The 12,789-nt window shown below is 39.8% G+C and carries 10 protein-coding genes; 6 read left to right on the top strand and 4 right to left on the bottom strand.

Going from position 1 to position 12,789, the window contains the following annotated elements; translation table 11 throughout:
- Nucleotides 1-122: 122 nt before the first annotated feature.
- The 4 genes from lon to R3X26_RS06245 all read left to right on the top strand — a co-directional run bounded on the left by lon (nucleotide 123) and on the right by R3X26_RS06245 (nucleotide 5,515).
- Complete coding sequence (lon, locus tag R3X26_RS06260; protein WP_317716363.1) at nucleotides 123-2,492, top strand: endopeptidase La; 2,370 nt, start codon at nucleotides 123-125, stop codon at nucleotides 2,490-2,492.
- Between the two features lie 182 nt (nucleotides 2,493-2,674).
- Nucleotides 2,675-2,947 carry an HU family DNA-binding protein gene (locus R3X26_RS06255; RefSeq protein WP_317716362.1) on the top strand — a complete coding sequence of 91 codons (273 nt, stop codon included), beginning with the start codon at nucleotides 2,675-2,677 and terminating at the stop codon, nucleotides 2,945-2,947.
- Between the two features lie 151 nt (nucleotides 2,948-3,098).
- Complete coding sequence (gene ppiD / locus R3X26_RS06250; RefSeq protein ID WP_317716361.1) at nucleotides 3,099-4,964, top strand: peptidylprolyl isomerase; 1,866 nt, start codon at nucleotides 3,099-3,101, stop codon at nucleotides 4,962-4,964.
- Nucleotides 4,965-5,233: 269 nt separating this feature from the next.
- The gene (locus R3X26_RS06245; protein WP_317716438.1) at nucleotides 5,234-5,515 is read left to right on the top strand and encodes a helix-hairpin-helix domain-containing protein; all 282 of its coding nucleotides are present in this window, start codon (nucleotides 5,234-5,236) and stop codon (nucleotides 5,513-5,515) included.
- A gap of 113 nt (nucleotides 5,516-5,628) precedes the next feature.
- Here R3X26_RS06245 and rrtA read toward each other — a convergent pair whose 3' ends face one another.
- Entirely contained in the window at nucleotides 5,629-6,183 is a 555-nt protein-coding gene (gene rrtA / locus R3X26_RS06240) for a rhombosortase (RefSeq protein ID WP_317716360.1), read from the bottom strand.
- 3 nt (nucleotides 6,184-6,186) lie between these two features.
- On the opposite strand from rrtA, the gene R3X26_RS06235 reads away from it, so the two are divergent.
- Nucleotides 6,187-6,807 carry a tRNA-uridine aminocarboxypropyltransferase gene (locus R3X26_RS06235; protein ID WP_317716359.1) on the top strand — a complete coding sequence of 207 codons (621 nt, stop codon included), beginning with the start codon at nucleotides 6,187-6,189 and terminating at the stop codon, nucleotides 6,805-6,807.
- A gap of 59 nt (nucleotides 6,808-6,866) precedes the next feature.
- Here R3X26_RS06235 and R3X26_RS06230 read toward each other — a convergent pair whose 3' ends face one another.
- On the bottom strand, nucleotides 6,867-8,222 hold the full coding sequence (locus R3X26_RS06230; RefSeq protein WP_317716358.1) for an anti-phage deoxyguanosine triphosphatase: 1,356 nt from the start codon (nucleotides 8,220-8,222) through the stop codon (nucleotides 6,867-6,869).
- 266 nt (nucleotides 8,223-8,488) lie between these two features.
- Here R3X26_RS06230 and R3X26_RS06225 point away from each other — a divergent pair, with 266 nt between their 5' ends.
- On the top strand, nucleotides 8,489-9,535 hold the full coding sequence (locus R3X26_RS06225; RefSeq protein ID WP_317716357.1) for a polysaccharide lyase family 7 protein: 1,047 nt from the start codon (nucleotides 8,489-8,491) through the stop codon (nucleotides 9,533-9,535).
- Nucleotides 9,536-9,843: 308 nt separating this feature from the next.
- On the opposite strand, the gene nirD is transcribed toward R3X26_RS06225, so the two are convergent.
- A complete protein-coding gene (gene nirD / locus R3X26_RS06220; protein WP_317716356.1) occupies nucleotides 9,844-10,188 on the bottom strand; it encodes a nitrite reductase small subunit NirD in 345 nt (114 codons plus the stop codon).
- Nucleotides 10,189-10,240: 52 nt separating this feature from the next.
- Nucleotides 10,241-12,781 carry a nitrite reductase large subunit NirB gene (gene nirB, locus R3X26_RS06215; protein WP_317716355.1) on the bottom strand — a complete coding sequence of 847 codons (2,541 nt, stop codon included), beginning with the start codon at nucleotides 12,779-12,781 and terminating at the stop codon, nucleotides 10,241-10,243.
- Nucleotides 12,782-12,789: the final 8 nt, after the last annotated feature.

Raw genomic sequence — 12,789 nt, 5'->3', positions numbered from 1 at the left:
GAATTTAGTAATATATAAGATCAATCCGACATAAGAATTTGTTTCTTTTTTCTCTTCAGTTGTTGAATCCAATCAATTTGACCCCATATACTTTTCATAAGAAAACGGATAGAGAGATAAATATGAACTTGGAGCGTTCCGAACGTATCGAGATTCCAGTATTACCACTGCGTGATGTCGTGGTATATCCGCATATGGTAATTCCTTTGTTTGTTGGTCGTGAAAAATCGATTAATTGCTTAGAATCAGCAATGGATAACAATAAGCAAGTATTATTAGTAGCCCAAAAAGAAGCGGATACCGATGAGCCTGATATCGATGATTTATTCGAGATCGGTACCGTCGCGACAATTCTTCAATTGCTCAAACTTCCTGATGGAACAGTTAAAGTCCTGGTTGAAGGGCAGCAAAGAGCCAAAATCCACCAATTTAAAGAAAATGATTTCTTTTTAGCTGATGTTGAATACTTGACGACACCCGAGCTTGATGAAAAAGAACAAGAAGTCATTGTACGTAGTGCGATTAATCAGTTTGAAGGTTTTATTAAACTGAATAAAAAAATACCACCAGAGGTCTTAACTTCCCTTAGTGGTATAGACGAGCCTGCCCGTCTTGCCGATACTATTGCGGCTCACATGCCTCTTAAGCTGACTGAAAAGCAGCAAGTGTTAGAAATTATAGACGTGAATGAGCGTCTGGAATTTCTTATGGCGCAAATGGAATCTGAGATAGATCTGCTTCAAGTAGAAAAGCGTATTCGTGGCCGCGTGAAAAAGCAGATGGAAAAATCTCAACGCGAATACTATCTGAATGAACAAATGAAGGCGATTCAGAAAGAACTCGGGGATATGGACGATGCGCCAGATGAGTTTGAAACACTGAAGAAAAAGATTGAAGAATCGAAAATGCCTAAAGAAGCTCGTGAAAAAACCGAGCAAGAACTACAAAAACTGAAAATGATGTCTCCTATGTCTGCTGAAGCGACAGTGGTCAGAAGTTACATTGATTGGATGGTTGGGGTTCCTTGGGCTAAACGCTCTAAGGTTAAAAAGAACCTTGCTAAAGCAGAAGAAGTATTAAATGCAGACCATTATGGGCTTGAGCGAGTTAAAGAACGTATCTTAGAGTATCTAGCCGTACAAAACCGAGTGAATAAGCTCAAAGGTCCTATTCTGTGTTTAGTCGGTCCTCCTGGTGTAGGTAAAACCTCATTGGGTCAATCCATCGCATCCGCTACTGGTCGTAAATATGTACGTATGGCTCTTGGTGGTGTGAGAGATGAAGCTGAAATTCGTGGTCATCGTAAAACATATATTGGTTCGTTACCTGGCAAGTTGATCCAAAAAATGTCAAAAGTCGGCGTGAAAAACCCACTGTTTTTATTAGATGAAATTGACAAAATGGCTTCTGATATGCGCGGTGACCCATCCTCAGCTTTATTGGAAGTACTAGATCCAGAGCAAAACAATGCATTTAATGACCATTACTTAGAAGTCGATTATGACTTGTCTGATGTTATGTTTGTTGCGACATCCAACTCAATGGACATTCCAGGCCCACTTTTAGATCGAATGGAAGTCATTCGTCTGTCTGGTTACACAGAAGATGAAAAACTCAATATTGCTAAACGCCATCTAGTAGAAAAACAGATAGAACGCAATGGATTGAAAAAGAACGAGGTAATTATTGAAGATTCCGCGATTATTGGAATTATTAGGTATTACACTCGTGAGGCTGGTGTTCGTAGCTTAGAAAGAGAGCTGTCTAAAATTTGTCGTAAAGCTGTGAAAAACATCTTACTTGATAGCTCTATCAAGCAAGTGACAGTGAATATGGACAATTTAAAAGACTATCTTGGTGTGCAGCGCTGTGATTTTGGCAAAGCGGATGAAAGTAACCGCGTTGGTCAAGTTACGGGACTTGCATGGACGTCAGTTGGTGGCGACTTATTGACAATCGAAACTGAAGCAATGCCAGGTAAAGGTAAATTAACTCAAACTGGTTCGCTTGGTGATGTTATGCAAGAGTCAATACAGGCAGCGATGACGGTAGTACGTTCACGTGCGACTAAATTGGGTATTAACGCAGACTTCTATGAAAAACGGGATATCCACGTACATGTACCAGAAGGCGCAACCCCTAAAGATGGTCCAAGTGCTGGTATAGCCATGTGTACAGCTCTAGTGTCTAGTTTAACCGGTAACCCAGTGAAAGCTGAAGTGGCGATGACAGGTGAAATCACCTTGCGTGGTGAAGTTCTTCCGATTGGTGGTTTGAAAGAAAAACTTTTGGCAGCGCATCGTGGTGGCATCAAAACGGTATTGATTCCAAAAGATAATGAGCGCGACTTAGAAGAGATCCCAGACAATGTCATTGCGGACTTGGTCGTTAAGCCTGTTCAGTGGATTGATGAAGTTTTAGCCGTTGCGTTAGAGAACGACCCAGCAGGCTTTACTATTGAATCTTCAAAGAGTGACGGGACGCATAAATAAGTAAAGAATTACGCTGACAAGGCATAAAAACACTTGTCAGCGTTTTTTTTGAAGGATAACGTTACAACGCTATAGTAATAAGCTATATTCCTAAAGGCTTTGAGCACAAAAATTACTTTATAAATGGAACGAATGTTACCGAACTAAAAATAAAACTGGTAACACATCAAGGGGAATTAAAAGTGAATAAAACACAACTAGTAGAAAAAATTGCAGAAAACGCAGATCTCTCAAAAGCATCAGCTGGCCGTGCGTTAGACGCAGTGATTGAAGCAGTGACTGAAACACTCAAAGCTGAAGAGCAAGTTGCTCTTGTTGGCTTCGGTACATTTAGCGTTCGTACTCGTGCAGCTCGTACTGGTCGTAATCCTAAGACTGGTGAAGAGATTCAAATTGCAGAAGCTAAAGTACCCGCTTTTAAAGCAGGTAAAGCTCTGAAAGACGCTTGCAATTAATAGATATAATTACTTATTTAAGTATAAGACTCAAAATTATGCGCATCACAACACTGGTGCGCATTTCTTTTTCTGATATCATCAATTATCTCAACTTTCACACTGAGTACGGATTCAAATTCCTGCTCAACCTTCGGAGTAAAATAAGATTATGATGGAGCGATTACGCGAGGGCGTAAACAGTATCGCGGTTAAGATTATTCTTGGTCTAATTATCCTTTCTTTTGTATTTGCAGGTGTAGGTAGCTACATTGTTGGTGGAAGTGGTAACGCTGCTGCCAAAGTGAATAATACAGAAATCGGACGCGGTGCATTTGAACAAGCATATACAAATGAACGTAATCGTATGCAAGCACAAATGGGCGATTATTTTTCTAGCCTGTTAGCCGATCCAACTTACGTTCAATCTTTCCGCAAATCAGTTCTTGATAGAATGGTTAACGAACTGCTTATAGAGCAATACGCAGACTCATTAGGATTGCGTATTAGTGATAAGCAAATTCGTCAGCAAATCCTAGCGATGCCAGAATTTCAAAATAACGGAACTTTTGATCAAGAAATTTATTCTGCGACATTACGCAGAGCAGGTTTAAATCCGGACAGTTTTGCTGAATCGTTACGTAATGATATGACTCGTCAGCAAGTATTGATTGCTTTGCAAAACAGTGAGTTCTCTCTTACCAGTGAAGTTAGTTCGCAAAGTATGCTACTAACTCAAACGCGTGATATACGTTCTATTACATTGGATGTTAATGAATTTGCTCAGAACATCGAATTGACTGACGAAGAGTTATTAGCCTATTACGACCAAAATACAGCAAATTACTTGCGCCCAGAACAGGTGAAAGTTGCTTACATTGAACTATCCGTACAAGATCTCCAATCTAAAATAGAGATTAGTGATGAGCAAGCTCAAGAATACTATCAAGCTAATCTAGATAAGTATTCGACTACTGAGCAACGCGAAGTGAGCCATATTCTGGTTCAAGGTGATGACGAAGCTAAAGCTCAAGCTATTTTAGATGAACTTAACTCTGGTGCTGATTTTGCCGAGTTAGCCAAAGTAAAATCAGAGGATATCGGTAGTTCTGAACAAGGTGGCTCTTTAGGTTGGATCGAAAAAGACGTTATGGATCCTGACTTTGAAGCGGCTGCATTTGGTTTAGAAAATATTGGTGATACTAGCGGTTTAGTTAAATCTACGTTTGGTTACCATATTATTAAATTAGATGGATTAAAAGCGTCCCAAGCGACACCGTTCGCTGATGTTTCTGCTGATATAAAACTAGAATTGGCGGGTCAGGAAGCGATAGAGAAGTTCTATGAATTGCAAACTGATCTAGAGACAGTAGCATTTGAGTATCCTGATTCATTGGATGATTCTGCACAAACGATCAATCAACCAATTCAAACGACAGGTTTTATCTCTCGTGCTGACGCACCCGAGTTGCTCAACAATACGGCTGTATTACAAGCTATCTTTAGTGCAGAAGTTAAAGAGGATGGCTTGAATTCTGAATTGATTGAAGTTGCTCCTGAACATGTTGTGGTTGTTCGTGTAGAAGATAGCCGTCCAGAAACAGTCTTACCTTATGATGAGGTTCAAGATCAGGTTAAATCCGCTCTTGCTCAACAAAAAGGGAAAGAAAAAGCGACAGAGTTAGCCAACGTTGTGCTTAAAGCATTGAAGTCTGGTGATGAATCGGTTGTTGAGTCAAACGGTTTACAGTTTGGTGAGGTTGAAACTGTTGATCGCCGTTCTCCGTTAGCGCAAACAGTGTTTGCATTAGCTAAACCAGAAGAAGGGATGAAAACATACGCCCAAACATCCGATTTGGATCAGAATATTGTCATTATTGAATTGAACAATGTTTCGGTTAATGTGGACGATAGTTTTGATACTCAAATCGCAGCTCAATTAGTTCGAGCTGGAAGTCAGCAAGATCTAGCTGCAATTGTTAGCATGCTTCGCGAAGAGGCTGATATAGAGTATTACGCTGTGGAATCTCAGCCGTAAATAAATGTATTAGCATGATATATAAACAGGCCGCTTTTGCGGCCTGTTCTATTTTTAACATACTAGTCGCGACAATCGTTCAAGTATCTTTAATTATATGGTCTTCTAACAATACGTAAGGAAGGCCCATGAAACGATTTATTCTTATTATCTTCTCACTGACTACGAGTCTATTGACTGGCGTAGCGATGAGCCAAACCACAACAGTTAGCGACGCAAAAGTAGCGAGCAAAAACAAAGTAGTCAGTGAAGTTACAGTCGTTAACGAAATGGTTGAATCAAGCAAGGTAACAGCCGATTCGCAACCAGACGGTAGCAAGATACTCCAATCCAACGATAAATATGAAGGTATCGACATTACGGTTAATATCAATACCGCTACATTAGAAGAATTATCTGCTTTGCTTATTGGAATTGGCAGTAAAAAAGCACAACTTATTATAGATTATAGAGAGAAACACGGTCCTTTTTCTTCAAATGAAGCGTTAATGGAAGTGAAAGGAATAGGTCCATCAACTATCCAAAAAAATGCTAATCGTATAATCTTGTAAATGCTTGAAGGATAGTCAATCTAACCTAATTTGATTGACATTAGGATCACCATCGGCTTTTAGCCGGTGGTGATGGTGGGTGTTACGTAATAGCTCAGCTGAGCGGTGAATGGTTATTTTTTAAATCTCAAATAGGTCTTATAAAAAGTGATCATTGCTAAAAAGAAGCCCGCTACGAGACCAATCAAATGGGCCTCTATAGCGACTCTAGCGTTGATCAATTCGGCAGTACTAATTGAAGCACCATAAATTTGTTCGTATGCTACTTTTACCGCTATAGCAACCAATAATAACCAACTTGATTTACGCCTATTAATTATTTCACATAAAGTAAAATAGACAAACATGCCATGCAGAACACCAGATAAACCAGCATAAATTTGTAATGTGGTCATTAATAGTCCGGTACCAACCAGTAAACTCAGACATATGAGGACAACTAAAAATTTCTGATATGAAGGTTTAAATAGGCAACACAGTAGCCACAAAGCTAGTGTGTTCATGATTAAATGAGCAACATTGGTATGAGTAAGGTTTCCTGATAAAATTCGCCACCATTGGCCACTGTGTATCAAGTCACTATTCCAGATTACAGCGCTTTGGATTAAGGGTAATTGAAAAATAGTGCATATGGCGCTAACAACAATAACAAAGTAGGATAATTTCACTCGATGTCTCGATATTGCATAAATTGTGGTAAAGCTAACAAGGCTTGTATCTGTTCAAGCATACGAAAGATAGATACAGATATCGAGCTTATCATTCTTCAACACCCTTCTGAAGTTAATCGGGCTAAGGGTACGGCAAAAATATTGAATTTATCGTTACCTAATAGCCATTATTTTATTGGAGAAGATTTTTCATCACATGAAGCGTTAAACGCTTTAATTACAGCTAAAGACAGTAGCACGTATCTGCTTTTTCCCTCAGAAACCGCTCAAATCGTCCAACCTACGCTATTAGAAGGCAAAGAAAGTGAGCATACGATTAGAATTATTTTGTTAGATGGTACGTGGAAAAAAGCGTATAAGATGTACCAACTGTCTTTAAATCTTCAGGCTTTACCTTGTCTATGCCTGCCAGTAGATATTAGCGGCAATTATAAAATTAGAAAATCACCAAAGAAAAATAATTTATCCACTGCCGAAGCGGGTTACCAGATACTAAAAATTATTCAACCAGAAAAGAACTTTGAACCTATATTAACCGCCTTCAACACCATGATTGCATTTTATATCCAGCAATTACCAGAAGGTGTTTACCAACAAAACTATACGGATTCTAAGCACTAGGTCCAACACCCTTAAACGCTATATTTATGTGCAACCTCGTCGTGAATAATGGTCATTTACTAGCTAGCCGATGAAAACAGTTGTTGGTGTAATTTTTGAGCGTAACCATCCGTCATCGCGGCAATGTAGTCAGAAATAATTCGCATACCCGCTTCATTTTCTGTTTGACCATGCTCTTGTTGAGTGATGACCTTTTGTGAAAGTAACCACTTTCTTTTAGTCGCTTCAGGTAACAGTCTTTCTGGATCCGCACTTAATGCTTCGAACAAGTCCATAATGATCTGCTGCCCTTTGTATTCGATAATTTGAACCTCAGGTATTTGAATTACATATTTACTAACGAATCGTTTGAATACGTCCAATGCTTTAGCCAGATTAGGTTCCAGGAACGCGTTATATTGCAACAACTCATTTTCAAATATGACGTTAGGTTGCGATTGTATATGTGCGCTTGTGAGAAGGGTATTAACAATTGCGCCGATGGCATCCTTACGTAGATAATGCTCACCTGAAAAAAGCATCTCACTAATATCTTGTATATTTTCTTCAAACCAAGGATCACCACAGTTGGCGAGTTCATCTGCTGCAAATTCTTGCCATTGCTGACGTGTCACTTTGCCTAAAACAATGGCATCTTCTAGGTCGTGGACACCATAGGCAATATCATCTGCTATTTCCATAATGGAGCAATCTAGGGACTTATAACGGGTTTTATTATGTTTTTTTGGATCAGTAATATGGTCATTAATCGACATGAAAAGAGTTTTATCGGCTTCTGAAAGAGGCGCTAACACCCAATCAAAGTCTACTTTATCGCAATCATATATGCCTTTGGCGGGGGACCAATTTTTTGCTTTTAATCTTCTTTGATGAGAGACCGGATCGGGGAGGTGTTTACATCGGACACTGCTCAGTAACGCTGGGTATTTAATTAATCCAAGCAGAGTTCGACGAGATAAGTTCATTCCATGTTTTTTAGTGTAAGGTTCCAATTGACTTACAATGCGAAAAGTTTGTGCATTGCCTTCAAAACCACCGTGATCTCGCATGGCATAATTTAATGCCACTTCACCGCCATGGCCAAATGGTGGGTGGCCGATATCATGTGCTAAACAAAGGGACTCAATTAAACTTGCCGAAGGTAATAAAGGGTTAAGTTCTGGCTGCTTATTTTCTATTTGTGCTAATATCCCAGATCCAATTTGTGCGGCTTCTAATGAATGCGTCAGCCTAGTACGGTGAAAATCATTACTACCAGTGCCATGAACTTGAGTTTTAGCTTGTAGACGCCGAAAAGCAGCTGAATGAAGTATTCTAGCTCTGTCCCGTTGAAATGGGTCACGATGATCTTTGCGTCTTAATTTGTGCTCATTATTTATTCTTTGTTGCCAAAGCTGATGTTGTTTCTCATCCATAGCGACTCCTCATATTACTTTTCAGTAGTTTTAATAATGCGCTGAAATAAAGATCCAGTCTAGCAGTCGATATAACTATTTGACCGTTAAAACTTAAATAACGACTATGAGTGATAAAATGACACTTATTGGCGTTTTCATAATTTGATCTTGGTCTTAATTCCAATTGTTACTGTGTGATCCCACAAGCATTATTTGTCACATCAGTTTTTCTTTGTTTTTCTCTTAATTACTATTATATGACAATTATGATACGAGGATGAGAAATGAACAAAATACTTGTTGCCGCTGGGTCAATTTTATTAACGCTTCCGACACTAACATTGGCGGATGTAGAGAATAATGGGGTTCCTTATCCGGTACCTGCGGACAAATTTGATATGCGTAATTGGAAAATTACTATTCCATCCGATATTAACCAAGACGGGAGAGTTGATGAAATAGAAGGGGTGGCGATGATGAGCTATTCCCACTCAGATTTTTTCTTCTTAGATAAAAACGGTCATCTAGTTTTTGAAGTGCAGAACCAAGCTATTACCACTAAGAACTCAAAGAATGCTCGTTCAGAACTGCGTCAAATGCCTCGCGGTGCGAAATTTCATATAGATACTTCAGATAAGCTCAACCAGTGGGCGCTTTCGAGTCATGTAGATGCAGACAGTTACAGTGCGGTTGGTGGTACGTTAGAAGCGACCTTGAAAGTTAATCATGTTTCTGAACATGCAAAATTCCCAGAAAGGCCGCCTGCACACTCTGTTGTCGTTGGTCAAATTCATGCCAAAAAGCACGATGAATTAATTAAAGCAAAAACTGGTTTTGGTCATGGTAATGAACCGTTGAAAATTTTCTTCAAAAAATTTCCTGATCATGAATATGGCTCGGTGTTCTGGAATTACGAGCGTAATCTAGAGAAGAATGATCCAAACCGTATGGATATCGCTTATCCAGTATGGGGTAATACGTGGGAAAACCAACAAGCACCGGGTGAAGCAGGAATCGCTTTAGGTGAAGAGTTCAGTTATAAGGTTGAAGTGAAAGGTACTATCATGCACTTAACCTTTGAAACAGCTCGCCATAAAACGGTCACTTACGATATAGATTTGAGTAAAGGTATTGATGATAAAGACAATGCCCAAGGTTACGCTCAAGATGATTTCTATTATAAAGCAGGTGCTTACGGACAGTGTAGTGTCAGTGATAAACATGCAATATGGGGAACGGGTTGCGCAGGAACAGGGGATTTTGCTGTCGACAAACAAAATGGCGATTATAACAGCGTCACGTTCATGGCATTGAAACTTAACGGTCAATAAAAACTAAACTGAGATAAGCAAGGTACGTATGCTGAAAGCTGATTGTTTGAGTGATTAAAGCAGAATTTATGAGTGAGTAAAGTATGCTAAGTGTGCAAAAACATGAAAGACATCTAAGAAACCTTGCGAGAAATACAGCATCATGTCGTCGCCTTAACTATTTAAACAACAATATAAGGTAATTGCATTTAGATACAAATTGGCAAAGCGGATCATCTGTTATCGGGGGGCGATGAGTGATGATTAACGCTTTGCTTTTTTTTTTGCTTCAAAGATTACTGCTGATAAAGGATTAACTTTCAGTAAATTTAAGTCGGTATGTTATCGGGCGCTTGAATCTGTATTTGATTATCGACTACTCTGACCGCATAGGTTTTCAGCTGATATTCTGGCTGTTCTAAACATTGACCTGTTTTTAGATGAAAATGTTGTTTATAAAGCGGTGATGCCACGTACGGTTCTCCCTCAATTGATCCTATGATGCCTCGAGATAGAATTGAAGCTTTTCCTATCGGATCATAATTGGATATAGCATATATTGCTTGAGTGCGTTTGCAATTAAAAATAGCCACATGCTCTTGATTGACTAACGCACAACAGCCTACGTTTGGCGCTAAATCTTGTTGTGTACAAATTGTTGTCCAGTTACTCATAATCTAATCCTTTATATTGTTAATTATTCGAGTATCGTTAGTTCAGTTGTGGCTATTCAATTTCGAGTACTGCTATTCGTTGTTCAACACTTGGTTTAGGAAAGCGTTGTTCACGAAGTGAAACAAATTCAAGGTTGTCGTCTCGTTCATCACTATTAATAAAATGACTAAATCGCTTGAGTTTTTCTGGTGACGATAAGGTGGTTTTCCATTCGCATTGGTATTTTTCTATATTGTCATTCATATCTTTTTCAAGCTCTGCACATACGGCAAGCTTGTCTTCAATAACAACTTGTTTTAAGTAGTCGAGACCACCTTCTAAGTTTTCTAGCCAGACGGATGTTCGTTGTAGGCGATCTGCTGTGCGGATATAAAACATCATGATTCGATCGACATATTGAATAAGCGTTTTATCATCAAGATCAGTCGCGAATAAATCTGCATGACGTGGACGCATGCCACCATTCCCACAAACATAAAGATTCCAGCCGTTTTCGGTGGCAATGACACCAAAATCTTTTGATTGCGCTTCGGCGCATTCACGAGTGCAACCGGACACACCAAACTTGATTTTATGTGGGGTTCGAACCCCTTTGTAGCGATTTTCTAAGTCAATGGCGAACCCAACACTGTCTTTCACACCATAGCGGCACCATGTACTGCCGACACATGATTTTACGGTTCGTAGTGATTTACCATAAGCGTGTCCGGTTTCAAAACCAGCATCAATCAGTTTGCCCCAGATAGTTGGCAAGTCATTAAGCTGTGCACCAAATAAATCTATACGCTGGCCTCCTGTTACTTTGGTGTATAGGTCGAATTCTTTAGCGACTTCTCCAATTACAATCAGCTTATCTGGGGTTATCTCGCCTCCTGCGATCCGTGGAACCACAGAGTAAGTTCCATCTTTTTGCATGTTACCTAAAAAGATATCATTGGTGTCTTGTAATTCCATATGCTCATCTTGCAAAACATAATCATTCCAGAAAGAAGCCAGTATTGAGCCTACAGCAGGTTTACAAGTAGCACAGCCTAATCCGCTGCCATATTGTGAGAGTAATTGGTCAAAAGTCTGTATTTTATTGACTCGGATGATATCGCTTAGCTCTTGACGTGAGTAAGCAAAGTGCTCACATATGTCGCTATTCACTTCTACCCCTAACTGCAACAATTCACTGTCTAGAACTTGTTTAGTTAGTGCAGCACAGCCACCACACCCGGTAGAGGCATTAGTGGTTTCTTTTATTTGTGCCATCGAAGTACAACCAGACGCTACCGCTTGTTTGATGTCGCCTTTGGTCACATCGAAACACGAGCAAATAACGGCACTATCAGGCAGGGCATCCACTCCCATGGCTGAAGATTCGTCATCGGCAACCGTTGGTAAAATTAGCACCGATGGATTAGATGGCAAAGGCATATCGTTTTGCTTCATTTGCAATAAAGTGCCATAGGCATTGGCATCACCGACCAATACTGCACCAACGATTTTAGTGCCATCTTCAGAGATAATTAAACGTTTATATACTTGGTCGATTTCGTCATTGTAAGTAAAAGATTGTGCGCCTTGAGTTTTACCATGAACCTCACCGATACTGGCCACATCTACGCCGAGTAATTTGAGTTTTGTACTCATATCTGCACCAAGAAATTCAGCCGGCTTATCATCATCAGCTAAGATATGTTTCGCGGCGACCTTAGCCATTTGATATCCAGGTGCGACTAAACCGAAAATTTGATTTTGCCATAGTGCACATTCGCCAATGGCATACACATCTTCTAGGTTAGTTTGACAGTAATTATTGATCTGAATGCCACCGCGCTCACCTAGTTCGATATCAGATTCTCTTGCTAATTCATCTTGAGGACGGATACCGGCAGAAAATACGATCATATCGGTTTCAACGTGTGTTCCGTCTGCAAAATTCATCCGATAGCGCGCGGTTTCACCTGCAACAATTTCGGTTGTCGCTTTTTCGGTATGTACCGTGACACCCATGTCTTCTATTTTTCGGCGAAGCAGTGCGCCGCCGCCATCATCGAGTTGAACTGCCATTAATCTAGGAGCAAATTCAACAACATGAGTTTCTAAACCGAGATTCTTAATTGCATTAGCGGCTTCTAGTCCAAGTAGACCGCCACCAATCACTACGCCACTTTTACTTTGCAGGCTAGATTGCTCTATGGCATCTAAATCATCGATAGTACGATAGACAAAACAGTGCTCTTGATCATTGCCAGGAATAGGTGGAACAAAAGGGTAGGAGCCAGTAGCAAGGATAAGTTTATCGTAAGTCTCTACTCTTCCACTGGCAGTAACGACTTGTTTTTCAGTGGTATTGAGTTGAGTTACTTTCTCATTCAAGACGTATTTGATGCCATTTTGAGTGTAGTAAGCTTGATCGGCCATTGCCAAATCGTCAGCCGTTTTGCCGGTGAAATAAGAAGTGAGTTGAACACGATCATAGGCAAGACGAGACTCTTCTGAAAAAGTAATAATCTCAATGTCTTTGTGTTCCGATTGAATGAGGTTATCGATAAATTTGTGGCCAACCATTCCATTGCCGACAACGATAATTTTTTGCTTACTCATAATAGATC

The organism is Vibrio sp. TH_r3, from assembly GCF_033101115.1.
Classification (GTDB): Bacteria; Pseudomonadota; Gammaproteobacteria; order Enterobacterales; family Vibrionaceae; genus Vibrio.
Note: the sequence above shows the minus strand (reverse complement) of the source record. Positions and strands in the feature narration are given on the sequence as shown.